Below are 26,620 nucleotides of genomic sequence, written 5' to 3' on the forward strand. Positions count from 1 at the left end.
CCGATGACGGCTGCGATGTGCTCGGCCTGGTCTTGGAGGATGTGCACGAAGTTGACCGAGTTCGCGTTCTGCAGGGAGCCGAGGTGGAACAGGTTCGGGAACCCGTGCGTGTAGAAGCCGTGAAGCGTCTCCGGGCCCCGCCCCCACGTATCCAGCAGGGTCGCTCCCCCGCGACCGGTGACCGGCAGCGTCCCGCTCAGSACRCCGGAGACACCGACCTCGAATCCCGTGGCGAAGACGACGCAGTCGACCTCGTACTCCGTATCTCCGACGATGACTCCGGTCTCGGTCATGCGCGTGATGCCTCCGTGATCTGCGGTGTCGACCAGTGTCACGTTCGGGCGGTTGAACGTCTGCAGGTACTCGTCGCTGAACCCGGGGCGCTTGCACATGTAGCGGTACCAGGGCTTCAGCGCCTCCGCGGTGGCTGCATCGTCGACGAGCTCGTCGACCCGCGCGCGGATCGCTGTCATCTTCCGGGCGTCGAGCAGCTCATCGGCGAGCTCGCGCTCCTCCGGGCTCAGGTCGGGGTCGACGCGACCGGTGATCATGGCGCGCTGCAGCTGCGGGACGCTGGTCCAGCCGTCGCCGACGAGATCGACGTCATGATCCTCACCGGAGATCACCGCGAGGAAGTTGTCCTGCCGCTCCCGCTGCCACCCCGGGCGGAGCGACGCCGCCCACTCGGGATCCGTCGGCCGGTTGTCGCGGACGTCGACGGTCGAGGGCGTGCGCTGGAACACGACGAGGCTCTCGGCGTCCCGACCCAGGTGAGGGATGACCTGCAGACCCGTGGCGCCCGTGCCGACCACGGCGACCCGCTTGTCGGCGAGTCCCTCCAAGCCCCCTGCGGCGTCGCCGCCCGTGTAGGCGTAGTCCCAGCGACTGGTGTGGAAGGTGTGACCCCGGAACGTCTCGATGCCCGGGATGCCCGGCAGCTTCGGTGTCGTCAGCGTGCCCGAGGACGTCACGACGAATCGGGAGCGCATCCGGTCCCCCCGGTCGGTCTCGACGACCCACTCGGCCGCGTCCTCGTCCCAGGTCAGCCCGGTGACACGGGTCTGGAAGGCCGTGTCGCGGTAGAGATCGAACCGTTCGGCGATCGCCACGGCGTGCCTCCGGATCTCCTCTCCGGGGGCGTACCGCCATCCGGGGATGGTCCCGACCTCCTCGAGGAGGGGCATGTAGACGTACGACTCGATGTCGCAGCGCACACCCGGGTAGCGGTTCCAATACCAGGTGCCACCGAAGTCGCCTGCCTCGTCCATCATGCGGATCGACTCGACACCGGCCTGCCGGAGGCGCGCCCCGGTCACGAGGCCACCGAACCCTCCGCCGATCACCAGGACCTCCACCCGGTCGGTGAGCGGCTGACGCTCKACCCGGGGGGTGTAGGGGTCCTTGGCGTAGTAGCCGAACTCACCGGCGRCTCTGCGGTACTGACCCGATCCCTCGGGGCGGATCCGCCGCTCACGCTCGGCCGCGTACCTGTCGCGCAGCGCCTCGAGATCGATCTCGTCCGTTCCGATGGTGTGCATGTCGGGCTGCTTCGTGGTCATGGTCGTCCCTCATCTCGTCGAGCGGGTGGGCCGGCACGTCGTCGTCTGGCATCGACAAAGGTTAGCTTTGCACTAAGCACTTCGGCTGGGCGCTGACTGCGAGACGCCCTACTGTGGCCTGATGATGGAGGAGGGCGTTGGGCGGAGCGCGATCCTCCAGCGACTCCGCGAGGCCACCACGAGCATGGAGTCCGTAGTCCTGCCGTCGTCCCTGTGGCCTGATGATGGAGGAGGGCGTTGGGCGGAGCGCGATCCTCCAGCGACTCCGCGAGGCCACCACGAGCATGGAGTCCGTAGTCCTGCCGTCGTCGGTCACCCCCTTGCTCTCACTGGAACTCACCGCGCGACAACTCAAGGTCCTGACGGTGCTCGTCACCACCGACGGCGGCACGACCGCCAGCCGRCTGGCTCAGACCTTCGACGTGTCGCTGGCCACGATGTCGGGCGTGCTCGACCGACTGGTCGGGCAGGAAGTCGCCGCCCGGACGAACGACCCCGACGACNCTGGCTCAGACCTTCGACGTGTCGCTGGCCACGATGTCGGGCGTGCTCGACCGACTGGTCGGGCAGGAAGTCGCCGCCCGGACGAACGACCCCGACGACCACCGCGTCAGACAGGTCCGGGCGACGCCCCTCGGCCGCACCGTCGTGCGGGGGCTCGTGGCGCGACGCCCCGAGTTCGACGACGAGGTGCTCGCCGCACTCACCGACGACGAGCTGGCGGGGCTCGAGCGAGGCATGTCGGCCATCGCACGGCACCTGGGAGCCGCGGNACGGCGGCATCGCACCGCTCCGCGAGGCCCTCGTCGCCAAGCTCGCCGACGCCCCGAGTTCGACGACGAGGTGCTCGCCGCACTCACCGACGACGAGCTGGCGGGGCTCGAGCGAGGCATGTCGGCCATCGCACGGCACCTGGGAGCCGCGGGCACCTCAGCATGAGGCCGTCACCATCGATGTCGTCAGGATCGGATTCCGGCTTGGCGCATTGGTGTCTCGTGGCCGGGGCGAGACGCCCGCGCAATGAAGACACGTCAGTCTCGAAGTCGTCGTTGCGTGGCCGTGAGGATATGAGACGACCAAACTGTCCGGACGCCGATCGGCTATCGGGACGCTGTATCTATCTGCTCGTCGCCTCGTCCGTGGCGGCATGGGAGAGGGGATAGGCGCGGTCCAGGCGAGGGCTGAGGACGACGAGGAACAAGAACATCGACAGCAACCACCCGGCTACCCAGTAGGCGGGGATCGAGAAGATCGCGACGTTCGGCACGACGTCGATGGCGACTGCGACGACCACGGCGATCGTGAAGAGCACGCCCACCCCGTAGTACAAGGCTCGGAAGCCCTCCTCCACACGGCCCCGCCGTTCCTGCTGGCAAGTCGTTCGTTCGTCGAGGGCGGTGACCGAGCGGCCATAGTCGTCCTCGGCCATAGTGACGAAGAGATCCCGCACCGGGACACCGAATGCCTTCGCCACTCGGGACAGCGTGTCGAGGCTCCCGTCGTTGCCCGCCTCGAGCCTCTGGACGGTGCGCACGGTCACGCCGCTCTCGTCAGCGAGGCGTTCCTGGGTCCAACCCATCTGGGTCCGGAGATCGACGATCCGTGTTTCGTTCATGGACCTCACACTAGGAACGCCCAGCCCCGAGGTCCACGACACCGACCCGACAAGCACGCGACACCTTCGCGACAGAACACCTCGGAGTATTCCGTCCCGACCATCATCTCCACCGCAGCCGCAGTCACCGGTCTCAGATCGGGTCCGATTAGCGATCCCCTATCGGGCCCCGCCCTTCGGCCTCGACCACGCTGTCGAAGTTCGCTAACTTCAGACATCACTACTTCTCGGAGGCGCTGTGCTCTCGATCGTCATCGCCCCAGTGGCTCTCATCATCGTGCTGGCCCTGCTCGGGATGGCCATCCTCGGGACTGCCAGAACGAGTCCTACCCAGAAGCGCCAGGATGCTGAGGCGAGAGAGCGTCGGCAGGCCCGTGCAGATCGAGGGAGGACAGGTGATGCGACCGCGAACACCGCTACGACCTTGGGCTCTCCAGGCGACGAGGCGGTCCGCTAGCCGATCCCCTATCGGGCGCTCCAAGCACGCGCTTCTACAGGGCTGAACGTCGGCGCATGCTCGTGGTTGCATCAGGTTCGCGACCGCTTCGTGCAGCCGCATCAGTCGGCGGCCGCCGACTCCCTTTTCCGTTTCGACGAACGAGTGAGCAGGAGAAAGCATCATGAGCAACACCGTCATCCATGACTTGGTTTCCGAGATGCTGAGTCAGCTTCCGTCCGGTGGAGGCATCGTGGCTGTGGATGGCGATGCTGGCGAGCATCTCTCGGACATGGGCAGTCAGTTAGCTCGGGAGATCAGCGCGAGAGGCCTCACGTCGTCGGTCCGATCATTCACGGGCGCAGACTTCGAGTCTTCACCCGCCGGCACGGACGTGCTGTTGGTCGTCGGCGAAGGCGCGTTGCAGCCTGGCGTCCGGACGCGGTGGAACTGGACTCTGTGGGTCGAAGCCTCCGGGGTGCGTGATCCGGCGAGCAACGACCGCAGTGCGGTGGCGTTCGAGAGCTACCGGTCGCGTGACGAGCCCAAGGGCGCCGCCTCGGCCATCGTCGACGTCAGTGACCCCGAGGCCTATCGCCGTGACTGGAACGACGCCTGTTCGATCTGAGCCACTCCCCCACGCACCCTCGTCGTCCGCGGTCAGGGCAGGGGACGGGGAGGCGCGAGGAGCGTTCCGCGTATGACGCTGCCGTGGAAGGTGCGCACGGCGACCGTGACCCAGGCCCCGACGAGCCCGATGTAGAACACGACCGCCAGTACCTGCAGCGCGACGAGTCCCGTGTGCAGGGCCAGACCGTTCAGGCCTGTCACGCAGGTGCCGACGGGGAAGGTGAACGACCACCAGGTGAGTGAGAACGGGAGCCCCTGGCGGATGGTGCGGCGGGTGATGGCCGATGCCAGTGCCGCCCACATCAGGGCGAATCCCAGAGTGGGCACACCGTAGACGAGCCCGAAGACGAACAGGGCGTGCGAGGTTCCCTGGTCGACGGCGAGGTGGGCGTTGCCACCGAGCAGGTTGGCCGCGGTGATCGACTGCCCCAGGGGGCCGAGGACGATCCAGAGGGTCGGGACCATGCCGGCCGGGCCGATCTTGTGCTGGGCCAGGCGTGACCAGATCAGCGTGATGATCACGATCGACGCCAGCAACGACAACCCGAACATCGCGTAGCACCCCCAGAGCATGTTCTGCCTGGCCTGCCCCGCGGGCAGGAAGGGCAGCAGCAGCGCACCGGTCGAGGCAGACACCATTGGGGGAACCACGGGCATGAGCCAGCCGCCGAACGCACTGTCGGGGGCCGTGTCGTGCCGGGTGAACGTCAGGTACGGGACCGCGATCGCGCTGACGAGGCCGAGCACCGTGCCGATGGTCCACAACACCCAGTCGATGCCGACCGCCAGGGGCGTACCGAGGACGTCTTTGCCCAAGAGCAGGGTGCCCGCGCCGACGGTCAGCAGCGCCATGGGCGGTGCCCCGTAGAAGTGCGCCATCACCGGATTGAGTCGATGCCCCCGCGCGGTGGCTCGGTAACGCACCCAGTGCATGACGGTCGCCGTGCTGAGAGCGACCAACAACACGCTGGCCAGTGCCCAGACGATGGTCGCGGCGGGGCGCAGCCCCGGGAACTGCAACGGCAGGGTCGCCGCGGCGTTGGCGACGATGCCGGTCCCCATGATCGACGCGAACCAGTTCGGGGTCAGGTTCGACACGATCTGCCCGCGGTGCTCGAGCTGGCGGAACAGACCGTGCGTGCGGGGAGGGGCGACAGTCGGTGTGATCGCGGCAGGCATGCCTCGATCTTCGTACGTGCGTCCGGCTGCCGATACGGGCGGATGCTTGTGGTGTCACAATCGATCCTTGTGACCGGACTCCCTGTTGATCTCGAGACGCTCCGACTGCTGGAGGCGATCTCGAGATCGGGCAGTCTGGGCCGGGCCGCGACATCGGTGGGCATCAGCCAGCAGGCGGCGTCGTCTCGCATCACGGGCGCCGAGCGGCGGCTGGGTCGTACGTTGCTCGTCCGCTCTCGGGCGGGCTCGGCGCTGACCGAGCACGGACTCCTGGTGTGCGAGTGGGGCCGACCCCTGCTCGAGGCGGCGACCACCTTCGAACGATCGCTGGACACCCTGATGACCGGCGCCTCCGACGCTCTCCTCGTCGCGGCGAGTCAGACGGTGTCAGAGGCGCTGATGCCACGCTGGATGACAGCGGCAGCGGATCGTGTCCGGGTGCGCCTGGAATCGGGCAACAGCGACTGGGTCGTCGACGAGGTCCGTTCGGGGCGCGCGCACCTCGGGTTCACGGAGACCCCTGATGAGGCCGACGGGCTCGCCACGACCGTCCTGGGTGTCGACGAACTGCTCGTCGTCGTCTCGCCGAGGCACGCATGGGCATCGAAGTCCGAACCCGTGACGGCAGCGGATCTCGCATCCACACCGCTCGTGTCTCGGGAGTCGGGCTCGGGCACCCGCCGGACCCTCGAGCTCGCCCTGGGGATCGACCCTGCCCTGATGGCAGAACCCGCTGCGCAGTTGTCGTCGACGGGCGCCATCCGGGCGGCCATCGCCGGCGGTGTGGGTCCGGGAGTCATCAGCTCGTTGCTGGTCGAGGACGACCTCCGCGCCGGGCGCCTCGTCACCGTCCCGGCAGCCGTCGACCTGAGACGACCGTTTCGCGCTGTGTGGTCGGCCGGTCTGAGCGCCGGGGCGCAGGAGCTCCTGGCCGTGATCGCCGCGTTGCAGCACAGCCCCCACTCCTCGCGGAGATGATCAGAGGAGCGAAGCGTGCCGTAGGGCCGTGACGGCCCGCAGGTGCTTCTCGCCGGCGCGGGTGGCGTTCGCCGGCGACAGATGGGGTGCTGCGAGCACGGGCACGACCCTCGCACGCGGTTCCAGGGTGAAGTACCTCATCACGCCCGTCAGGGCCGGAGTTCCGAAGGTCACGATCGCCCGCAGCTGCGGCAGAGAAACGAGCAGCTGAGCCAGGGCAGGGCGTGCCTCGTCGAGATCGGTGACGGTCGGCGCCCGACCAAGGGCCCACGGGACGATGTTCCATCGCAGGTAGACGTGCCTGCCCAGCCCCGACTCGATCCGTGCTCGCCTGAACGCAGACGCCGTCGGCCCCGGGTTGTCCTCACTGCTGATCGCGTCCTCGCCCTGCCTGATCGTGGCAGGACCGGGTGATTCCATCAGCACGAGGACTTTCGCCGCTGCTCCTCCACCTGATGGGTCGAAGCCCGGCACGAAGCGCGCACGTCCTGGTCCGGAGCTCCGCCATTCCGACACGAGCTGATCGAGGCCCCTCGGCTGCTGCATCCCTAGACGCTACGACGTCGAGGACCATTTCCGCCCACGCTCACCGACGACGCGGAACGACCAAGACGGCGTCCGCTCCGAGTGCACTCGCCCCACAGCAAGTGATCCAGTGGGCGATCCTCTATCGGGCACCGTCCACGCGTGCGTTCAAGCGATCAACCAGTTGCGCCATTCGGGGCGGTCCGAGTCGAAGGACGAGCGACTCCGAGAACCAGCGCATCCACACCGCCTCGACATCAAGGATCGTGACGGCATCGGCCCTGAGGAGAATGCGAACCAGGTCGACCGCCTCCATCTCGCACTCATCTGACGGAGCACCGTCCGGCTGACCAGGCTCGAGACCATACGGATCGACATCGCTGAGAACAGCCAAGACACCAGCGAGGGTCTTCCCGTAAGTCACTGTCCCCGCTCTCATGCCCCTCATGATGCCTGGGGCTGCCTCAACCGGTGACCGATTGCTAGGCGGACGTTTTCAGCACGGGTCACATCCTCACCAGCAGGACTGCGGGAGCGACGTCGACCACGAGGCCGGCGACCGGTATCGCTGCCACCCCAGGTGGCGACCAAAATTCCGCTGCTTGTGGCTCCCCGAGCCATCCCGGGACTGCATTACCAAGACCGAGATTCTGGTGACCGTCTTGGGGCACGCTGGCCTGCGACGAGGACGGCTACTTGATTACCGCGAGGAGGTCTTCCATCGTGTCGATCTGGTCAGTCTGAGAGGAGACGATCGCTGTCGCCAGCTGGACCGCGTCAGGGTTCTGCCCACCCTCGATCTCGGTCTGCGCCATCTCGACAGCCCCCTCGTGGTGTGTCGTCATCTGTTCCAGGAACAGCCGCGCCGCGTCGGTTCCGTCAGCATTCTCGAGGGCGTCCATGTCGGAGTCGCTCATCATGCCGTCCATGGAGTGATCCATGGACGCCTCAGTGTCCTGCCCCCAAGCCTTGAGCCATGTCGTGAGCTGATCAATCTCCGGGGCCTGCTCGGCCTTGATCGTCTCGGCAAGGGTGATCACGTCCCCGTCGATACCGTCTTTCGCGAGGAGCATGTCGCTCATCTCGACGGCCTGGGTGTGGTGCGGGAGCATCATCTGGGCGAACATGACGTCTTGATCGTTGAAGGCAGCAGCCTGGGACGACGACGCGGACGACGTGTCGCCTGCGGACGACGACGCCTCGGCGCACCCCGCGAGGGCGAGGGCAGCAATGGTCGCAGTTGCGCTGATGAAGATGGTGGCGGTGCGGTTCATGGTCGTTCTTCCAGGATCAGAATCGAAAAAAAGATACCCCCCGGAGGTATCGTGCCGCGTACGGCTGATGAGAGCCTCTGAGCCGGCACCGGTGGTATCGGTGTAACGGTGAACGCGTCGAGGTTGCCGAGCGCAGCGCGCAGATGCGCCTCGGCCTGGTCGGCGGTCTGGGACGCCGTCAGGAGGTCTTCGGCGTCGACCTCGATGGTTGCGGAGCCGGTGAGACGGTGCCCGATCCACCGGAGATAAAGATCGTGGACGCCCCGCACGCCCAGGGCGTGTTCCAGGGCGTGTTCGGCTCGCTTGTGGAGGTCGGGGTCGATGCCGTCCATCAGCCGTCGGCCGATGGATTTCACCGTCCCCCAGGGCAGGACCATGATCGAGGCTGCGATGAGCAGGCCGATGATGGGGTCCGCGAGCGGGAACCCGGCGAGGACCCCGATGGCGCCCAGCACGACAGACAGGGACGTGAAGCCGTCCAGGCGGGCGTGGACCCCGTCAGCGACAAGGGCTGCCGATCCGATCCGTCGCCCGACGCGGATGCGGTAGATCGCGACGAGTTCGTTGTCTGCAAAGCCGATGAGCCCAGCGGCGACCAGCAGCCAGGGATTCGCGATCGGCCTGGGGTCGATGAGGCGGTTGATCGATTCCCAGCCCGCGACGGCTGCCGACGAGTGCAAGGCGCCTGGACCGGCCGGGGGCCGCCGGCATCCGTCTCGACGATCGCCCCGCGTCGAGAGGCGCACCCCGAGGAGTTGCATAGCACGCATGGACACCCTTCCCCTCTGGCTGTTAGCCGCCATCTTCGTCGCCGGCGCCGCCGTCATCTGGGTCGCCGGCATCCAGCTGTCGAAAACGACCGACGTCCTCGACTCCCGACTCCACCTCGGTAGCGCGCTCGGCGGACTCATCGTCCTCGCGGTGGCGACCAACCTGCCCGAGATCGCCATCACGGTCAGCGCCGCCCTCTCGGGCTCGCTCGAGGTGGCCGCGGGCAACATCCTCGGCGGCATCGCCCTTCAGACGGTCGTCCTCGTCGTCCTGGACGCCCTCGGGAAACGCGGCAAGGGTGTCCACCCCCTCACCTATCGCGCGGCCTCCCTAGGGCTGCTGCTCGAGGCACTGGTCGTGGTGGCGGTCCTCGCCGTCGTCATCGCTGGAACCCAGCTGCCGTCCTCGCTCACAGTGGCGCGCCTGACGCCGGACGTCGTCCTCATCGCCGTCATCTGGCTCGTGGGCCTGTTCCTCGTCCGGCGTGCCGGCAAGGGCCTGCCGTGGCACGAGGCCGGAGCGGCACCTGACACGTCGACGCCGCGACCGCGCGGACACCGGACGCGCTCGAACCCGTCGCCGACGACCATGAGCACGAAGAAGGCCGCGGTCGTCTTCGGCCTGTCGGCCCTCGCCACGCTCGTCGCCGGCGTCGTGCTCGAACGCGCGGGCGACGCGGCCGCGTCGCAGATCGGCTTGTCGGGTGTGCTGTTCGGCGCGACAGTCCTGGCCCTGGCGACGAGCCTGCCCGAGATCTCGACCGGGTTGCAGGCCGTCAAGCAGGGCGACGACAACCTGGCCATGAGCGATATCTTCGGCGGCAACGCCTTCCTGCCCGTGCTCTTCCTCGTCGCCACGGTCATCTCCGGGCAGGCGATCCTGCCCCAGTCGAACACCAGCGACGTCTACCTGACCGCCCTCGCCGCGCTCCTCACGCTCGTCTACGCCGTCGGCCTGCTCTTTCGGCCGCGACGACGCATCGCGGGCATGGGCGTGGACTCGTTCGTCGTGCTCGTGCTCTACGCGGTCGGCATCGGTGGCCTCGTCGCCATCACGCTCGGCTGACAGGACCAGCCCGGCGACACTGGCGACCGTCAAGCCCAATGAGCCGTGGAAGTTGACCAAGGCGCCCATGCTGCTGTAGCCGCGGGCGTCCTTGTACTCGACCTGGCCGACGTCTGAGATCGCCGTAATCCGGTCCCGGGGGATGTTTCGAGACCAGATCACGTCGTGAACATGGATAGTCACGTCGTCCAGCAGGGCGTGACGCCGCAGCTGCGAACAGTGGCCCAGAGTGATGATGTGTGACAGCGGTGCCCTCGGTGCAGGGTTGCCACTCGCGTTTGCCACCCGTTTCGCCGGGAGTGAGGACGGCTGCCTGCGACCGCCAATCTTTTTCGGCCACGGATGAACTTCTGGATGAGCTGCATCGTGTTCGTAGTAAGCGGGCTACCTGGGCCGGCGTACCAGCAGGAGGAATCATGCACAAGCGAATGACCATCACCCTCACGACGGCCGTTTTGGCGGCGGCCGCTCTCTCCGGGTGCACCACATCTGCCGAATCATCCACGACGACCGACTCCACCGAGCCGGCCCCCGCCGAGACCACCGCGGCAGCGGCAGTCCTCGGCACCGCAACGTCTCCCCTGGGCGAGATCATCACCGACGACGCCGGGTACACGATCTACACGTTCAAGATGGACGAGCAGGACTCGGGCACCAGCAACTGCTACGACGAATGCGCCACGACCTGGCCGGCAGTTGAAGCCTCCGACACGTCCTCCCCAGAAGGCATCACGGGCGAGATCGGTTCCCTCACCCGCACGGACGGGACAACCCAGCTGACCGTCGACGGCTGGCCGGTGTACCGGTTCGCGAAGGACACCGAACCTGGACAGGTCAACGGACAGGGCGTGAAGGATGCCTGGTACGTCCTCCAGCCGGACGGCACGATCAACATGGAAGCAGCCACTGAGGGCGCAGCGACCCCAGCCTCCTGATCGCGCGCGTGCCTGCCGGACAGAACTCTCCGGGTTGCAGGCCCTCGCAGCTCCACAACCCCACCCGAGCAAAGGAGCCACAAGGCAGTGCTCATCGACATCAAGGCAGAGACAGTGGGTGCGAATACGTCGACTGCTTCCGCTCAGACGGTGAACCCATGTCCTGGCCTGGTCGATGGCATGAGGTTCGATCACTGGTGCGCATCGGCGTTCCTCGGTGCGCTCGATACAGGCACGACAAGAGGCGGTCCTGGATCAGGCACTAGCCGGACTTCACTGGCGCGAGGCGGTGAAGGTCATGGCCCGAGCCAGTGACGAGCTTTTGTCGACATTGTTCGAGTGCCACGGCGGGGCGCTTCGCCGTTACACACACAGCCTCACTCGGAACGCGGCGCTGACCGAGGACATCGTTCAAGAGACGATGCTGAGAGCATGGCAGCGTCCTAAGGTGCTGGAGCTCGACAAGGATGCGGCTCAAGCGTGGCTGTTCACGGTCGCTCGGCGCCTCGTCATCGACGACGCACGATCTGCCCGGAGTCGACGAGAAGTGGCAGCCCTTGGCGAGGTAGAAGGCACTGCTCTCGATCGCACTGATGCCGTCCTGGACAGCATCATCGTTGCGGACGCGCTGGCGTCGCTCTCCGACCACCACCGTCAGATCGTCATCGATGCGTACTTCGCTGGTCAGAGCATTCCTGAAATTTCGAGACGGCTTGGCATCCCAGAAGGAACCGCGAAATCGCGGCTCCACTATGGGTTACGCGGGCTGAGGCTAGCCCTCCAAGAAAGGGGCGTCACACGATGACTGAGCATCCCGATCTTCAAGCTAACGAGGACCGTTACCAAGACTGGGACGCGTCCTACGTCCTCGGAGCGCTCCCCACCGATGAACGTCGCGAATACGAGCAGCACCTCAGTACCTGCGCCAACTGCCGTGAAGCGGTGACGGAACTTGCGGGTCTCCCAGGCATCCTGAGCCGAATCTCGCCGGAAGAGGCCCTTGCCATCCATTCACCTCTGGGTATGGATGAAACTCAGGCGCCATCAGAAACGTTGTCGCTGATGGCCCACCGCTTCCGCAAGAGTCAACGCCGCCGCCGAGGAGTCATGGCTCTCGCAGTTGCCGCTGCTGTTGCTGCCGCCGTCTTCGGGGGGCTCGCCGTGGGCGCAAGAAACGACGTCGGCCCAGCGACGGCCCAAATGACGTTCCAGCCCATGGACCCCGGAACTGACTCCACCACCCTTACTGCCGGTCTGCAGATCGAGGAGAAATCTTGGGGCACGAGGCTCGATTGGAACTGCGACTACGGCGCGGATGCGCCAGACAACTCCCGATACGAGCTCGTGGTCACACAAACGGACAACACCACGCTTACCGTCGCGACGTGGGACGCAGCTGGCTCGCGTGCCGCAGATCTGTCTGCGTCGACGGCTATTCCCAGCCTGAAGATCACGAGTGTAGAAATCCGCTTGCAGGGATCCACGGTCGCGTTGGCTCGGCTAGACACCTGAGCACCTCCGAACGAGACGCCCGTTAGACGGTCGGTCACCGGACGCTCGTTGGCTGCGACCACTCCCTCTTAGTTGCGGGGCCCAGATCGTCTCGATAAATCGGTCCGAAATCGCTCTCGGTGGCGGATCGGCTATCGAGACGCAAACGCGGTGACTCGTTTCTCGACGTCAGTATGGTTCGCCACATGACCACTCATCAGCCCACTGTCGTTTTCGTCTGTCAGAAGAACGCGGGCAAGTCGCAAATGGCCGCAGCTCTGATGCGCGACCTCGCTGGCGACGAGGTCACCGTGCGCTCTGCCGGCACCAAGCCCGGGGCTGCCCTCAACGCCCAATCAGTCCAGTCTCTTCAAGAGCTGGGCATCGACGTTGGCGACGAGCACCCGAAGGCCCTCACCGCAGACATGATCGCCACGGCTGACGTCCTCGTGACTCTCGGTACCGAGGCGAAAGTTGAAGGGATCCCGACAGTCCGGTTCGAGACGTGGATCACAGACGAACCTTCCGAGCGGGGCATCGAAGGCATGGAGCGGATGCGCCTTGTCCGAGACGACATTCGCTCTCGAGTCGCAGACCTACGCAACCGTCTCTGAATCGCTCCGCACGAGACGTGGGACGAGGCGGACGAAGATCACCATGCCAACGAGCTCGATGAGCGTCTGGGTGACGACGACGACCGGAGCAAGCGACAGCGACGCCGGGAGGGCGAGTGCGAGCGGCAAGACCACGAGCGAGTTCCTGGTCGCACCGCTGAACACCAGGGCCCGTGTTGCTGGCACGTCGAGCCGGAAGATGCGTCCGACGCCGATGCCGAGCGCTGCCATGACGACGAGGAACGCGGCATAGATCGGCACCAGCACGAGGAGCTGCCCCAGGGCGTCTCCGACGTCTCCGGCTTGTGAGGCCACGACGGTGAACAGGGTTGCCATCATCAGCGGCACCATCAGGCCCAGCATCGTCCGCTCGATCACGACACCGGACCGGTGTCGCCGGGCGAGGGCCTGCACGAGCGCGGCCGCGGTGAGCGGGACGACGATTAGGAGGAGGAACGCCCGTGCGAAGGGGCCGACCTCGACCACGGCGACGCCCTCGGGGCCGATGAACAGCAGCAGGTACAGCGGCAGGAGAAGGATCTGCGCCAGCATCAGAACCGGTGCCGCAGCGAGGAGCCGTTCTGACGCGCCGCCGGCAAGACCGGCGAACACGATCACGTAGTCGATGCACGGGGTCAACAGCACCAGCAGCACCCCGAACAGCAGCGCCGGCTCGTCCGCGACGAACCGGGACAGCCCGTACGCGACGAGGGGGACGACGACGAAGTTCAGCACCCCGACCGCGGCGAGGAACCGCCCGTCTCGGAGAGACCTCCTGATCGCGGCGAACGGCACCCCGAGAAACGTCGCGAACAGCAGCATCGCGAGCACGGGCTCGATCGCGGCCTCTAGGTGGTGTGCCCCCGGCACGGTGAGGCCGACCACGCCGGCAGCCAGGATAGCGACCAGGTAAAGACCGATCTGCCGGTGTTCGCGCCAGGAAACGACCGCGTTCACGGCAGGACAGGTGTGGGGGAAGAGGGCACGTCAGTGCCCGTAGAGGTTCGAGCCGCTCGAAGGTCAAGCGGCACCGGCGGCTCTAGGGTCGCGGTGTGCGAATCTCCGAAGTCAGTAAACGCAGCGGTGTCTCCGCCACGGCGCTCCGGTACTACGAGTCCATCGGGCTCTTGACCCCGGCCAGGGCCCACAACGGGTACCGCGACTACAGCCCGGACCTGCTCAGCCGCCTCGACCTGATTGAAGCCAGCAAAGAACTCGGATTGCCTCTTGATCAGATCGGCGCGCACCTCAGCACCATGGAGTCGACGTCCTGCACCGATGTCCGGGAGGCGCTGCGGCCGCTCTTGGCAGAGCAGGTGCGTCAGATCGAGAAGAAGCAGGCCCGGCTCGACCGGCTCCGGTCACGCCTCGCTCGTGCCGAACACGGCCTAGCCGCGTGCCCTGACCGGTCAGAGCGGTGCTCGACCGAGTGCGTGTTCCGAACGTTCCCCTGATCCGCCGAGCCTCGTCCACGAATCGATGGATCAGGGCGCCGCTCGCTGGATTGCGCGGTAGACCGTCGAACGCGCAACACCGAAGAGTTCGGCGATCTCGCTGGTTGTGTGGGCGCCGGTGCGGTGCAGCTGCACGAGGTGCTTCTCCTGTGAGGGGGTGAGCTTGGGCTTGCGACCGCGAAGCTTGCCAGCGGCCTTGGCGATCGCCATCCCCTCCCGCGTGCGGGCACGGATCAGGTCGGCCTCGAACTTAGCCACCATTCCGAGGACGTTGAATAGCAGGCGGCCCACTGGGTCGGTGGGGTCGTAGACCGCTCCCCCGAGGTTCAGGGCGACGCCCTTCTTCGTGAGCTCGTCGGAGATGTCGGTCGCGTCACGCAGCGAGCGGGCAAGACGGTCGAGCTTCGTCACCACCAGGACGTCGCCGGCACGGCACGCAGCGAGGGCCTCGCGCAGGCCCGGCCGGGCTCGAGTAGTGCCCGACAAGCCGTGGTCAACATGGACGTGTTGATCGTCAACACCAAGCGCTGCAAGACCGTCACGTTGTGCTGCGAGATCTTGTCCTGACGTCGAGACGCGGGCGTATCCGATGAGCATCCGACGACTGTAGCGTTCATCCCCCCGTCACCGGGCATTTTTGCGGGACAGGCATACGCGAATCCGCAGGCCAGGCGCCACTTGATGCCAGTCGGATAAAACGGGCCCAAGCAGGTGTCCCGATGAACGACCGACTAACGGACGCTCTCCTACTCGCTGCACCGCGCGACATTTCTCGCAACTTGGGCAGCTGCCCTGCGATGAGCCCGAGCGTCGTCGTGCTAACGTTTTCTTGTTAGCACCCATCGGGTGACCACAGACTTAGTAGGAGCAACCATGTCCGTCCAAAAGCCCACCTCGGCGCAGATCGCCGACCTCGCAGCCGAGATTGGTTACACCGATATCGCTGCCGCCCCCGAGGAGTACACCGCGATGATCTCCGGCATGGTCGGCGTCCTCGACGCCCTCAACGCCATCCCGGAGCCCGAAGTCCTCGTCAGCCGCGACACCGTCGACTACACCGTCCCCACCGCCGATGAGGACCCGCACCACGCATGGGAGGTGCGCACTTCGATCCCGGGCGCCGACTCAGGTCCCCTGGCCGGAGTTCGTCTAGGCGTTAAGGACAGCATCCTGGTCGCCGGTGTCCCCATGCGTAACGGTTCCAAGGAGCTCGAGTCGTTCGTGCCCAACGAGGATGCGACCATCGTGACGCGTGCTCTCGCGGCTGGCGCCGAGGTCATCGGCAAGACGACCAACGAGTACTTCTGCATGTCTGGTGCGAGCCACACCGCCGCGTCCGGTGTCGTGCACAACCCCCACCGCATGGGGTACTCCTCTGGTGGTTCCTCGAGCGGCAGCGCCGTCGCGCTCGTCACCGGCGATGCGGACATGACCTTCGGTGCCGACCAGGCTGGCTCGATCCGCATGCCCGCGTCCTGGTCCGGCGTGGTGGGTCTCAAGCCCACGTACGGCCTGGTACCCTACACCGGCATCGGCACCCTCGACGGTTACTTCGACCACGTCGGCCCGATGACTCGCACCGTCGCTGAGAACGCCCGACTCCTCACCGTCATCGCCGGCTCCGACGGCATCGACTTCCGCCAGAAGGACATCGTCGTCGGCGACTACCTGAGCCGGATCAACGATGGCGTCAAGGGCCTGAAGATCGGTGTCCTCACCGAAGGCTTCGGGACCGAGAATGCTGAAGCCGAGGTCGACAAGACGGTTCGCGACACTGTCGAGGCCCTCCGCCAGCAGGGCGCGATCGTCGAAGAGGTTTCCATCCCGCTGCACTCGCTCGGGGGCGCGCTGTGGACCGCGATTGCGATCGAGGGCATGGCCGAGACGGTCCTGCGCAACCAGGGCCTCGGCTTCGGGCGCCCCGACTACTACCCGGTCGACATGATGCAGCACCTGTTCGACCACAAGGGAGACGCCGACGCGCACCCCGCGAACGTCCGTCTGTTCACCCTCGTCGGGAAGTACGTCGACCAGCAGGCCGGTCGCCTGCACTACGCCAAAGCCGTCAACCGTGCTCGCACCCTCCGCGCCGCCTACGACGCCGAGCTCGCTCGCTTCGACGTGCTGGTCACCCCGACCACCCCGCAGACCGCACGCCCGCTTCCCGACCCGAACCACGGTGCCGGTGCCGCGATCGGCGCCTCGATCGAGATGTCGACGAACACGACCCCGTTCAACATCACCCACCACCCCGCGATCAGCGTCCCGTGCGGCACCGTCGACGGGCTCCCGGTGGGTATCCAGCTGATCGGTAAGCACTTCGACGAGGGGACCCTGTTCCAGGTCGGGCAGGCGATCGAGAACCTCTAACACTCCGGCGCAGGTGGGATCATGGTGTGCAGCCACGATCCCGCCGGCTCTGCCGTACCCCCGACACGAAAGGCACGCGTTGACTCGTTCTGAGGAGATGCGCATCCGCATCCTCGACACCGCGCACGACCTTCTGAACGCTGAGGGCCGTGACGCTGTCACCACGCGCGCGCTCACGTCGGCCCTGCACATCCAGGCACCCACGATCTATCGGATCTTCGGCGACAAGCAAGGACTCCTCGACCAGGTGGCCCTCCACGGCTTCTCCGCACACCTCGCGACCTGGACCGGGTGGACGCCCGGCGCTGACCCGATCGACTCTCTCCGTCAAGGGTGGGACATGCACATCGACTGGGGCCTGCTTCACCCGCAGGTGTACTCGATCGCGTACGGCGAGCCCCGTACAGGGACTTCGTCCCCGGCTGCGGATGCCATTGACGCGATCCTCACGACGCAGATCGAGGTCGCTGCGAAGGACGGCCTGCTGACCGTTCCTGTCCCCGACGCCGTCAACATGATCCGTGCGACCGGGGTTGGCGTGGTGTTCACGCTCCTCGCGATGCCCGATGACGCCCGCGACATGACCTTATCCACGCGAGCTCGCGAAGCGACGATGGCCGCGATCCTCGCCACGCCGGCGAAACATGAGCGTGACGAGCGCGATGGCGCCGCGATGCAGCTCAGGCACCAGCTCGAGGACACAACCGTTTTGACGGCGAACGAGCGCGCCCTCTTCGGCGACTGGCTCGACCGTCTCGCAAAATAGGCAGCAAGCGCACTAGCGCTTGCTGCCTATTGGACGTGCTCAGACCGTCCTTAGAGCGAGTTCGCTCCGCTGTCCACCCACTTTCGGATCCAGCGAATCAGTGGTTCCGTCTCGGCCCACGTTGCCCCGATCGCGTCTCGTGATGCACTCAGCGGCAGTCGTCGCAGAGCAGCGAAGGACTGCAGGCGCAGAAGCTCGATCCACGGGTGGTCCCTAGGGAACCCCTTGGGAGCTGTTCGCAGCGACGGACCCGTGATGGTGTACCCCTTGCCCTCGAGATCGTCGAAGATCTTCTCAAGAGCTGCCGCGGCATGTGGTCGCTGATCGACGACGGTGCGCGCAGCGCCCAGCTGCTCACGGGTGGGACGGTAGAGCCCCCCACCGAGCTCGAGGCCATCATCGGACACTCGGAGGTACATCAGGCCAGCGACCATGGCCGCCGAGGTTCGGTAGGGGCTCTTGTCACGAGCGAAGCGAACGTCGCGGTTCTGCCGGAGCACCTTGCCTAGCCCGTACTGCTCCTGAGCCTCTCCGAGGAGGCGTTCGATCGGGATCCGTACGACGCGTTCCCACTCGTCCCGATGCGCGTCGAACCACTCCTTGTTGTTGTGCCGTCGGAGCTCGTCGAAGAAGCCAGCGAGGTCGTCGTCGAAGTACGATCCGCTCACATCTGGACCTTCGAGCCGCGGCGCCAGACCGCGGCAATGTTCAACGTGTCCGAGATCGTCGACGTCGGGTCGCCGTCGACCAAGACCAGGTCCGCACGCAGACCCTCGGCGATCCGACCACGGTCCGTGAGGCCGAAGTGCTTCGCTGACACGGACGTCGCGGCGGCCAGCGCCTCGACGGGGCTGAGGCCGGCGCGTACGAGCATTTGCAGCTCATGGTGGACGCTGGCACCGTGCGCGAGGCCACCGAGCGAAGGGTCCGGTGCTGAGGCGTCGGTCCCGACGAGGATCGGGACACCGGCAGCGTGCAGAGCTCGAACGGTCGCCAGGACGTCGTCGACGCTGCCGGCCGGGTAGTGGTTGAAGGAGCTCTGCAGGGTCGCGAGCCAGTGGGGGGCGAGCTTGGAGCTGACGCGGGTGTCGGTGGCGAATTCGGCGCCGGTGAGGCCGATGATCGACGAGTTCAACACGATGCACGGGACGACGAAGACCCCGGCGGAGGCAATGAGATCGATGATCTCAGGCGTGGGGGCCTCGTCGACGAACAAGTGCGCGAGACCGTCGATCCCCGCCTCTATGGCCATCCGGGTCGCGCCAACGGTGAGCGTGTGGGCCACAGTCAGCATGCCGAGGCGCTGAGCTTCGGCGACACCGGCGTTCAATGTCGCCTGGTCGAGCATGGGCAGTCCGGGAGCGTTCGCGGCGGACCCGTCTTCGATCAGGAACTTGATGAAGTCAGATCCGGAGGCGATCAACTCCGGGATGAAGGCCACCGCTTCCTCTGGTGTGGTCGAGAGAGGCATCACGATCTCGCCGAAGCCAGGTTCGCCCTCACCTGGGAAGGCACCCTCCGGAATGATCTCGAACGGATGTCCACCTGGAGGGGTGAGTCCGAAGCCAGAAGACCGGACGTCGGCGATGTCGTCGTTGGTCTCGATGTCGGTGCGTTTGGGAGCGGTGAGGACCCCGCCCATCTCCAGCTCGGTCGTGACCCCGAACTGCAGTGCGAGGCGAAGCGCGTCGAGGGATGAGTGCGTGTGAGCGTCGATCAGTCCCGGCAACAGGGTCTTGCCGGTCCCGTCAATCGCCTCACCCGTCGCGGTGACCGCCCGGTCGTCCAAGTTAGAAGGGCCGACCGAGACAATGACCGTCCCCTCGATCGTCACCGTGCGGTTCTCGAGGGCGTGTTCGCCGTCAAAGACGCGAACGTTCGAGATGGTTGTGAAGGTCATGGCAGTCCAGTTCTCTGCGGAGCCGCGACCAGTTGTCGCTTGCTAACAAGAATATGTTAGCAGCATGAAACCGAGTAGGTGGCGTGGCCTTCTAATGACGACCACTTGGCCGACGGGCGCTCGAGAGTCGGGCCGCTCCCCCATGGCTGCTGGCCCCGGACCGTCTTAATGGGTCAGTCCGGAATCCAATCTCTCCGAGGAATTCCCCATCGGGCGGCCTGCCACTCGTGTCTCGCTTCCCTACGGTTGCGAGACGTCTCGCCGGTTCCGAGCAACGGGGAACCGGCGGCCCGCAATTTCGGGGCACGGCGAGTCTCGTAACCATGTATCGCAACCTTGGTCGAGAATTGGTGTCATGAAGGTTGGTTGCGAGACACACACGGTCCTGCGATGCGGCTGATCGGCTACGCGCGGGTCTCGACCCGTCAGCAGGACACCGATCGGCAAGAGCAGGATCTACTGACGGCCGGCGTCCGGCGAGATGACTTGTACGTCGACCAGGGCGTCTCTGGCGCGCGTGCATCACGACCCGCGTTCGACCGAGCTCTCAATGCTCTTCATGAGGGAGACACCCTCGTAGTGACAACCCTCGACCGCCTTGGGCGTTCCACCATCGACATGCTCGGGTTCGCAGCGCAGCTCCGAGACCGCGGCGCCGGCCTTCGCGTCTTGAATCTCGGCGGCGGCGACGTCGACACAACCACCCCTATGGGATCGATGGTGTTCTCCGTCATGGCAGCTCTCGCGCAGATGGAACTCGAGATCAAGCGTGAGCGCGTCCGTGACTCCGTCTCAAAGAGACGCCAGACGGGCAGCGACATCGGCGGACGACGTCCCATGTTCACCGACAGTCAGATCCGATCAGCAATCAGGCTTCTCGACGCCGGACATCCTCCATCGCAAGTTGCTCGCGACTTCGGCATGTCCCGTGCAACTCTTTACCGGCGCATCGCCACACTAGACGCACAAGCGAAGCACTCGTAAGCCTGCGGAAAGGTGATTGCTACCCACCGCCGCAGCACCGGAACAAAGGAACCTCATGGCGCGCAGGACAGTTATCCAGCTCACCGACGACATCGATGGCACGCCCATTGCTGATAGAGCCGGACGTACAGTCGCCTTTGCCCTCGATGGCATCGCCTACGAGATCGACCTCAGCGACGCACACCTCGCGGAACTCCACGAAACGCTCACGCCGTACACCACCGCCGGCCGCCGCACAGGACGCAAGAGCAACGCCGCTGCAGGAGCTACCAAGACGGACAAGGCCGAGCTCACGAAGATCCGCGAGTGGGCCCGCCAGAACGGCCACGAAGTTTCCGACCGCGGACGTGTCTCGAGCACCATCCGCGACGCGTTCGACGCTGCCAACTAGAACTGCACCTAGTCGCCGACGCCTCTCCCCGCAAACCGCAACTTAACCTCGCCGACGAGCGACCACAAGATCCGTTGCATTGCGTCAAGACCCGCGGTCAGATCTGTGGCGACTCCCCCATGGCAACCCAAACGCCACGCGTAGGAAGGCCACGTGACGTGCGGCGCTGAGGCATGCCCCAGATCGGCACGGCTCCGCGGCTGCTAGACGACCGCCTACCGGGCGCGATGCCTGTCAGCCTCCAGAAACCCGGATGGGTTCAAAAACCGTCTTCGAACCCGTCGCCGTTCTCGGCTAGCCGATCTGACCGTCCGGCAGTCCGGCCACTCCACCCGAAATTGATCCTGCCTAAGGGGATCGACCCGTTAGCACGGCGGGAGCCGCTCAGGATGCGTCTTGAGCGGCTCGCGTGTTCAGTAGTCCTGGCGCTAGAAACTGGGCCGCTTGTAGCCGTCGACGCACAGGTTCGCGCCCGAGACGATGGGGCGCTGCCAGTCAGCCCTGGCCTCCCTCAAGCTTCCGCCGTTCCCTCCGCAGGCGCTCAATCTGCGGCGCAGCCTTCACGGCGCCCCAAAGGAGCGCCCCGGCGCCGGCTAAGCCGCCGATCAGCAACACAACCTTCCGGCCGTCGACTTCGACTGGGTAGAGACTCTCGATGTACTCCTTCGGGTAATACTTGCCATACCAATAGATGTACCCCTTCGCTGCATAGTCCACAGCGTCGTCCCAGTCGTGGTCGTCTTCGTAGTCCCATGGTTTCGACACCCGGCAGATCCTTCCGCCGTGACCGTTGTGATCAGGCGAGTCTTATCTTCGCGGAGACCCCCGCGGAGCGCTAGGAATTACCACTAGGGCATCTTCCACTCCTGGCCGACGGTGGCACGGCGCCTACCTCCCGTGCCGGTAATGTCGATCCTCGATTGGACTTTTGCGTTGCCGCTGCGTGCGAGCGCGCGTGCACAGACAGGGGAAACAGTGTCGAGACTCACGGATCTGATTCACACCGTGAAGCAACTCGACCCCCAGCTCGGTACGGACCTCGAAGCTGAGATAGCGCCGCTGCAAGAACGGTTGCCGTTCGGTCTGAACTTCGAAAAGCACCAGCCCGAGGCGGTCGAGCTTCCCGGAGTTGCGCTGCGGGTCGGGAGTAAGGTGCGCGTGCTGCCGGCACGGGACGGCGTGGATACGGCAGATCGGCGACTGTGGGTCGTCGAGGATCTTCACCGAGACACCGTTGGAGCTCGAAGAGCTCGGATTTCCCTGGTCCGCAACCCAAAGGAGGCTGTCGACGACGTTCTGGTCGAAGATCTCGTGTTGGTCGCCGAGTTCCGAGACCCCATTTACCCCGGCCTGCGCTCCACAGGCACCGTGCTGCGGGGCGGAGATCGCCCCTTCCACTCCGTCATCAACGGAGAAAACTTCCACGTTCTAGAAGCTTTGACATTTACACACCGCGGCCGCGTCGACGCCATTTACATCGACCCTCCCTACAACACGGGTGCTCGCGACTGGAAGTACAACAACGACTACGTCGAGTCGGACGATCTCTATCGACACAGCAAATGGCTCGCCTTCATGGAGCGGCGGCTGCACGTCGCTCGAGCGTTACTAAACCCGCTCGACTCAGTCTTAATCGTGACTATCGACGAGAAAGAGTATCTCCGCCTTGGTCTCCTGCTCGAGCAGGTGTTCCCCGATGCCCGCATACAAATGATCAGCACGCAAATTAACCTTGCTAACGTTGCACGCAAGGGCGCCTTCGGTCGCAACGATGAGTATGTTTTCTTCGTCATGCTCGGCGACGCAGCTCCGCAGCGCGTCGAGCTCGGATCCGATTGGGTCTCGGCAAAGGGTCGAACGTTCACGGGGTCTGTTCGCTGGGATCTTCTCCGTCGCTCTGGAACCAACGCGAGCCGGACTGATCGACCCAACCTGTTCTACCCGATCTACATCAATCCAGAGAAGAACGCGGTCGTAAGCGCAGGAGCAGCACCAACGCCCGAGGAAGATCACACCCTAGTTGAGGTACCGGCTGGTCAAAAAGTCATCTGGCCGATCCGAAAAGACGGATCGCACGGCAATTGGCAACTAGGCCAGAACGCTCTTCTTCGACATGTAGAACAGGGCCGGGTCCGCCTGGGCGGCTCGGCGAACAAGGGCTATGTCGTCTACTACATCAAGGGTGGCGAATACGAAAAAATTGAGCGCGGCGACTACCCAATCGTTGGACGCAACCCTGATGGGTCTTTAAACCTTGGGTCGTCGGAGAATATCGTCAATCTGGCCGTTCCTGGGACTCAGTGGCGGGTCTCGGGGCATGATGCGACGCAGTACGGATCGCGCTTATTGAATTCATTTCTCCCGGGTCGAACCTTCCCCTTCCCAAAAGCTCTGTATGCGGTCGAGGATGCCCTCCGATTCTTTGTGTCCTCTAAGCCCGAAGCGGTCGTGCTCGACTTTTTTGCTGGTTCGGGCACCACCGCCCACGCAGTGATGCGACTTAACAAGCAAGATGGGGGCCGTCGACAGTCGATCTCCGTGACCAATAACGAGGTTGGCGTCGACGAGCAGCGCCGTCTACGCCTCCAGGGCCTACGAGCTGGCGACGCCGAATGGGAACGCAGGGGAATTTGCGACTACGTCACAAAGCCCCGGATCAAGGCAGCGATCACAGGTCTGACGGCCACTGGAGAGCCAATTTCCGGCACATATAAGTTCGTCGACGAATTCCCTATGAGCGACGGCTTCGAGGAAAATGCTGAATTCTTTACCTTGACGTACGAGTCGGTGTGGCGGGTAAGTCAAAATCGTGCCTTCGCCGCGATTGCTCCACTTCTCTGGTTGCGAGCTGGTGCCCGAGGTCGCCGCATCGACGACTTGAGTGCAGGCTGGGAAGTAGCAGAGGCGTACGGCATTCTCGACGACCTCGACAAAGCAGCCGAGTTCATCGAAGCCGTCGAAAAGCGCCCGGACTTGCATATCGTCTACATAATCACGGACGACGACCGCAGGTACCAAATGGTCTCTGATGGCCTGCGTCACCTTTCTACGGTGCGGTTGTACTCGTCGTATCTACAGGACTTCCAAATCAACAATGGGGTGACGATATGAGGTATACACTCAAGGATTACCAGTCTGATGCCGTCGGAGATGTCCTCACCAACCTCGCCTCAGCTCGCGAACTCTTCCACAGCGTCAACTCGCGCGTGACGAGCCTCGCGCTTGCCGCCACCACCGGCGCCGGCAAGACGGTCATGGCCGCAGCTGTCATCGAATCACTTTTCTTCGGCAGTGACGACGCCGATTTTCTCAGTGACCCATCTGCCGTTGTCCTCTGGTTCAGCGACGACCCTTCCCTGAACGCCCAAACCCGATTTCGCCTCGAAGAGGCATCTGACAAGCTCAGGAGTCGTCTCGTAACCATTGAGCACCCGTTCCGATACCGCGAGCTTCAACCGGGGTACGTTTACTTCTTGAACACGTCGAAGCTGGCCAAAAATAGTTTGCTGACCCGCACAAACAGCGAACAGAACCAGCTCGACGGAATTCGGAGTCACCCTGACGCCATTCCGTTCACAATTTGGGACACGATTCGGAACACGATCGACAACGGCTCCACGACGCTGTACATGGTCCTAGATGAAGCGCACCGAGGGATGGGACGTCGATCGTCCGCCGACAAGCCGAGCATCGTCAAGCAATTGATCAACGGGCGTGGCAGCGTGCCGCCCATGCCCGTTGTCTGGGGCATCTCGGCGACTGTGGATCGCTTCGAGCAGGCCATGGTTTCAGCCGAAGTCGCGTCGAACAGGATCCCGCTGGCCACGATCACCGTAGATCCGGTGCGAATCCAGGAGTCGGGGCTTCTTAAGGACGACATTGTCCTTGACTTCCCCGCCGAGACCGGCGACTTCAGCACGGTGCTGTTGCGTCGAGGCACGCGCAAAATAAAGGCATCTACCGCGGCTTGGGAAGAGTATTCACAGCAGCAAGGAGGCGACGATCGGGTCACCCCTTTGATGGTTCTTCAGGTACCGAACAAGCCTGACGCAACGCAAATGAAGCAGGCTCTAGACGTCATCTTCGATGAGTGGCCCGATCTAACAGGCGATGCGATTGCCAACGTCTTCGGTGACCATGCGAACGAACGCTACGGGCCCTACACCGTGCCCTACATCCCTCCGGAACGGGTGCAAGATGCCCGACACATCCGGGTCGTCCTGGCGAAGGACGCAATTTCTACAGGTTGGGACTGTCCCCGTGCGGAGGTTCTCGTCTCGTTCCGGCCGGCGAAGGATGCCACTCACATCACGCAGCTACTGGGGCGGATGGTCCGGACGCCACTGGCGCGTCGTGTCGAGGGCAATGACGTTTTGAACAGCGTGGAGTGCATCTTGCCCCGGTTTGACCGCAAGACTGCGACGCAGGTCCTCGAGCAGCTAATGGGAGGTAACGAGCTCATCAGCCAGGACGACACGCGCCGGATCCTTGTAGATCCGGCTCTAATGACGCCAAACCCTGACTTGTCAGCGAAGGTGTGGGAGCTTTTGGACGAGTTGCCCTCGCAAACTCTTCCCCGGAAGAACGCCAACCCAATGAAGCGACTCACGGCGCTCGCTCACGCCCTCTCCGCGGACAGGCTCCGGGCTGCGGCTGGCGACGAAGCTCACAGTGAGTTGCACGGTGTCCTCGACGGCCTCGCCGCGCGCTACGCACAGGACCTCCAGAAGGCGACGACTGAGATTCTGACGGTGCGGGGCGGCAGCGTCCGTGGTGCTGCGCAGTACGGCATGCGGATCGAGTCGACGTTCACGGAGGTTGCCGACGACCGAGCAATTCAAAATGCTTACGCTCAGGGCGCGCGTGTCCTCTCCCCGGACCTCGCCCGGACGTACGTGGACCGTCTGGCTCCTGAGAACGACGCCGACGACGACGAGATCCGTGAGGCATTTGTCCGCGTTGCAGCGCTCGGCACTCTCGCTCCCGTCCGCCAGGCCCTCGAAGATGAGGCTGACAAGCTCGTCAAGCAGTGGCTAACGGAGTATCGCGTGGCGATAAAATCGTTGCCTGAGGCTCGACAGACCGTGTATGCCGATATCACTTCAATGAGTTCGTCCCCACAGATCATCCCAATCGCTCGGCCCCTCAACCGACAGGAAGAAACCAAACGACGTACTCTAGATGGCGACGTTGTCCTCGAACGGCGGAGTCGGCATCTCCTTGCCGACGAAGAGCGTCTTTTCCCGATCGGGTCGCTGAACCCGATTGAGGTGGAAGTGCTCGACATTGAACTCGCTCGCACCGATACCATCGCCTGGTACCGAAACCCCAGCCGCGGTCGGGACTCCCTTGGGATTGCATACACGGATAAGTTCGGTGACTGGCGCACCCTCCGACCTGACTTTCTCTTCTTCACGGAGCAGCCCGGCGGCGTTCGGATAAATCTGGTTGATCCCCACGGGCATTGGCTCCCCGACGCGCTGCCGAAGCTGCGGGGCATGGCTCAATACGTCCACGAACACGGTGACAAGGTGCATCGAGCCGAGACGATTTCGCGCATAGAGGGCAAGCTTCGCGTGCTCGACCTCACGCTCGAAGCCGTACGGTCCGCGGCTCTGACGTCCACGGACGCGGACGAGCTGTATCGCGCCGCCGGCCACAACTACGAATAGGAACAAGCGCC

The 26,620-nt window shown here is 64.8% G+C and carries 27 protein-coding genes; 15 read left to right on the forward strand and 12 right to left on the reverse strand.

From position 1 onward, the window contains the following. The coding region (locus ASF17_RS13745; RefSeq protein WP_156357444.1) for a flavin-containing monooxygenase at window positions 1–1,559 on the reverse strand (1,559 nt) is incomplete at its 3' end. Window positions 1,560–1,780: 221 nt separating this feature from the next. Here ASF17_RS13745 and ASF17_RS16050 point away from each other — a divergent pair. Then, a partial coding sequence (locus ASF17_RS16050) for a MarR family transcriptional regulator (RefSeq protein ID WP_162236435.1) occupies window positions 1,781–2,062 on the forward strand: 282 nt, incomplete at its 3' end. 614 nt (window positions 2,063–2,676) lie between these two features. Here the strand turns inward: ASF17_RS16050 and ASF17_RS13755 are convergent. Beyond that, complete coding sequence (locus ASF17_RS13755) at window positions 2,677–3,174, reverse strand: helix-turn-helix transcriptional regulator (protein ID WP_055801306.1); 498 nt, start codon at window positions 3,172–3,174, stop codon at window positions 2,677–2,679. Window positions 3,175–3,794: 620 nt separating this feature from the next. Here ASF17_RS13755 and ASF17_RS13760 point away from each other — a divergent pair. Further along, complete coding sequence (locus ASF17_RS13760) at window positions 3,795–4,238, forward strand: hypothetical protein (protein WP_054145818.1); 444 nt, start codon at window positions 3,795–3,797, stop codon at window positions 4,236–4,238. A 32-nt stretch (window positions 4,239–4,270) separates the two neighbouring features. On the opposite strand, the gene ASF17_RS13765 is transcribed toward ASF17_RS13760, so the two are convergent. Continuing rightward, on the reverse strand, window positions 4,271–5,419 hold the full coding sequence (locus tag ASF17_RS13765; protein WP_055801309.1) for a TDT family transporter: 1,149 nt from the start codon (window positions 5,417–5,419) through the stop codon (window positions 4,271–4,273). A gap of 69 nt (window positions 5,420–5,488) precedes the next feature. Here ASF17_RS13765 and ASF17_RS13770 point away from each other — a divergent pair, with 69 nt between their 5' ends. After that, window positions 5,489–6,397: a LysR family transcriptional regulator gene (locus ASF17_RS13770; RefSeq protein ID WP_162236429.1), complete on the forward strand. Its 909-nt coding sequence runs from the start codon at window positions 5,489–5,491 to the stop codon at window positions 6,395–6,397. Here the strand turns inward: ASF17_RS13770 and ASF17_RS13775 are convergent, their stop codons facing one another. The 4 genes from ASF17_RS13775 to ASF17_RS13790 all read right to left on the reverse strand — a co-directional run bounded on the left by ASF17_RS13775 (window position 6,398) and on the right by ASF17_RS13790 (window position 8,957). Then, complete coding sequence (locus tag ASF17_RS13775) at window positions 6,398–6,943, reverse strand: uracil-DNA glycosylase family protein (protein ID WP_055801317.1); 546 nt, start codon at window positions 6,941–6,943, stop codon at window positions 6,398–6,400. Window positions 6,944–7,064: 121 nt separating this feature from the next. Beyond that, entirely contained in the window at window positions 7,065–7,346 is a 282-nt protein-coding gene (locus ASF17_RS15785) for a hypothetical protein (RefSeq protein ID WP_162236431.1), read from the reverse strand. A gap of 268 nt (window positions 7,347–7,614) precedes the next feature. Next, on the reverse strand, window positions 7,615–8,196 hold the full coding sequence (locus ASF17_RS13785; RefSeq protein WP_055801328.1) for a DUF305 domain-containing protein: 582 nt from the start codon (window positions 8,194–8,196) through the stop codon (window positions 7,615–7,617). Beyond that, window positions 8,193–8,957, reverse strand: coding sequence for a cation diffusion facilitator family transporter (locus tag ASF17_RS13790; RefSeq protein ID WP_326934206.1), 765 nt, complete (start codon window positions 8,955–8,957; stop codon window positions 8,193–8,195). Before ASF17_RS13790 ends, ASF17_RS13785 begins: the two co-directional genes overlap by 4 nt. Window positions 8,958–8,964: 7 nt before the next feature. Between ASF17_RS13790 and ASF17_RS13795 the strand changes: the two genes are divergently transcribed. The 5 genes from ASF17_RS13795 to ASF17_RS13815 all read left to right on the forward strand — a co-directional run bounded on the left by ASF17_RS13795 (window position 8,965) and on the right by ASF17_RS13815 (window position 13,072). Further along, complete coding sequence (locus tag ASF17_RS13795) at window positions 8,965–10,032, forward strand: sodium:calcium antiporter (RefSeq protein ID WP_055801336.1); 1,068 nt, start codon at window positions 8,965–8,967, stop codon at window positions 10,030–10,032. Window positions 10,033–10,460: 428 nt separating this feature from the next. Then, the gene (locus ASF17_RS13800) at window positions 10,461–10,967 is read left to right on the forward strand and encodes a COG4315 family predicted lipoprotein (protein ID WP_158612599.1); all 507 of its coding nucleotides are present in this window, start codon (window positions 10,461–10,463) and stop codon (window positions 10,965–10,967) included. Between the two features lie 298 nt (window positions 10,968–11,265). Beyond that, window positions 11,266–11,772 carry a sigma-70 family RNA polymerase sigma factor gene (locus tag ASF17_RS13805; RefSeq protein ID WP_055801561.1) on the forward strand — a complete coding sequence of 169 codons (507 nt, stop codon included), beginning with the start codon at window positions 11,266–11,268 and terminating at the stop codon, window positions 11,770–11,772. After that, complete coding sequence (locus ASF17_RS15390) at window positions 11,769–12,479, forward strand: zf-HC2 domain-containing protein (RefSeq protein WP_082452595.1); 711 nt, start codon at window positions 11,769–11,771, stop codon at window positions 12,477–12,479. Before ASF17_RS13805 ends, ASF17_RS15390 begins: the two co-directional genes overlap by 4 nt. A gap of 185 nt (window positions 12,480–12,664) precedes the next feature. Continuing rightward, complete coding sequence (locus ASF17_RS13815; RefSeq protein ID WP_055801565.1) at window positions 12,665–13,072, forward strand: arsenate-mycothiol transferase ArsC; 408 nt, start codon at window positions 12,665–12,667, stop codon at window positions 13,070–13,072. Here ASF17_RS13815 and ASF17_RS13820 read toward each other — a convergent pair. Beyond that, on the reverse strand, window positions 13,055–14,029 hold the full coding sequence (locus ASF17_RS13820; protein WP_055801345.1) for an arsenic resistance protein: 975 nt from the start codon (window positions 14,027–14,029) through the stop codon (window positions 13,055–13,057). The two genes, ASF17_RS13815 and ASF17_RS13820, sit on opposite strands and share 18 nt — an antisense overlap. 95 nt (window positions 14,030–14,124) lie before the next feature. On the opposite strand from ASF17_RS13820, the gene ASF17_RS13825 reads away from it, so the two are divergent. After that, a complete protein-coding gene (locus ASF17_RS13825) occupies window positions 14,125–14,526 on the forward strand; it encodes a MerR family transcriptional regulator (protein ID WP_055801348.1) in 402 nt (133 codons plus the stop codon). 30 nt (window positions 14,527–14,556) lie between these two features. On the opposite strand, the gene ASF17_RS13830 is transcribed toward ASF17_RS13825, so the two are convergent. Then, entirely contained in the window at window positions 14,557–15,123 is a 567-nt protein-coding gene (locus ASF17_RS13830; RefSeq protein WP_055801350.1) for a recombinase family protein, read from the reverse strand. Window positions 15,124–15,399: 276 nt separating this feature from the next. On the opposite strand from ASF17_RS13830, the gene ASF17_RS13835 reads away from it, so the two are divergent. Both ASF17_RS13835 and ASF17_RS13840 read left to right on the forward strand, forming a co-directional pair. Next, entirely contained in the window at window positions 15,400–16,896 is a 1,497-nt protein-coding gene (locus ASF17_RS13835) for an amidase (RefSeq protein WP_082475404.1), read from the forward strand. 97 nt (window positions 16,897–16,993) lie between these two features. Further along, entirely contained in the window at window positions 16,994–17,662 is a 669-nt protein-coding gene (locus ASF17_RS13840; protein WP_055801357.1) for a TetR/AcrR family transcriptional regulator, read from the forward strand. Between the two features lie 50 nt (window positions 17,663–17,712). Here the strand turns inward: ASF17_RS13840 and ASF17_RS13845 are convergent, their stop codons facing one another. Beyond that, window positions 17,713–18,330 carry a DUF2461 domain-containing protein gene (locus tag ASF17_RS13845; protein WP_055801360.1) on the reverse strand — a complete coding sequence of 206 codons (618 nt, stop codon included), beginning with the start codon at window positions 18,328–18,330 and terminating at the stop codon, window positions 17,713–17,715. Beyond that, a complete protein-coding gene (locus ASF17_RS13850; RefSeq protein ID WP_055801364.1) occupies window positions 18,327–19,562 on the reverse strand; it encodes an amidohydrolase family protein in 1,236 nt (411 codons plus the stop codon). The genes ASF17_RS13845 and ASF17_RS13850 overlap by 4 nt, the downstream gene beginning before the upstream one ends. A 390-nt stretch (window positions 19,563–19,952) precedes the next feature. Here ASF17_RS13850 and ASF17_RS13855 point away from each other — a divergent pair, with 390 nt between their 5' ends. Continuing rightward, window positions 19,953–20,546 (forward strand): recombinase family protein, encoded by a 594-nt coding sequence (locus ASF17_RS13855; RefSeq protein ID WP_055801366.1) that lies wholly within the window; start codon window positions 19,953–19,955, stop codon window positions 20,544–20,546. A gap of 55 nt (window positions 20,547–20,601) precedes the next feature. Then, window positions 20,602–20,937 carry a histone-like nucleoid-structuring protein Lsr2 gene (locus tag ASF17_RS13860; RefSeq protein ID WP_055801369.1) on the forward strand — a complete coding sequence of 112 codons (336 nt, stop codon included), beginning with the start codon at window positions 20,602–20,604 and terminating at the stop codon, window positions 20,935–20,937. Window positions 20,938–21,432: 495 nt separating this feature from the next. Here ASF17_RS13860 and ASF17_RS13865 read toward each other — a convergent pair whose 3' ends face one another. Next, the gene (locus ASF17_RS13865) at window positions 21,433–21,702 is read right to left on the reverse strand and encodes a hypothetical protein (protein WP_055801371.1); all 270 of its coding nucleotides are present in this window, start codon (window positions 21,700–21,702) and stop codon (window positions 21,433–21,435) included. A 141-nt stretch (window positions 21,703–21,843) separates the two neighbouring features. Between ASF17_RS13865 and ASF17_RS13870 the strand changes: the two genes are divergently transcribed. Both ASF17_RS13870 and ASF17_RS13875 read left to right on the forward strand, forming a co-directional pair. Continuing rightward, a complete protein-coding gene (locus ASF17_RS13870; protein WP_235476649.1) occupies window positions 21,844–24,048 on the forward strand; it encodes a site-specific DNA-methyltransferase in 2,205 nt (734 codons plus the stop codon). Beyond that, on the forward strand, window positions 24,045–26,609 hold the full coding sequence (locus tag ASF17_RS13875) for a DEAD/DEAH box helicase (protein ID WP_055801375.1): 2,565 nt from the start codon (window positions 24,045–24,047) through the stop codon (window positions 26,607–26,609). The genes ASF17_RS13870 and ASF17_RS13875 overlap by 4 nt, the downstream gene beginning before the upstream one ends. Window positions 26,610–26,620 lie beyond the last annotated feature (11 nt).

The organism is Frigoribacterium sp. Leaf263, assembly GCF_001422285.1.
Classification (GTDB): domain Bacteria; phylum Actinomycetota; class Actinomycetes; order Actinomycetales; family Microbacteriaceae; genus Frigoribacterium.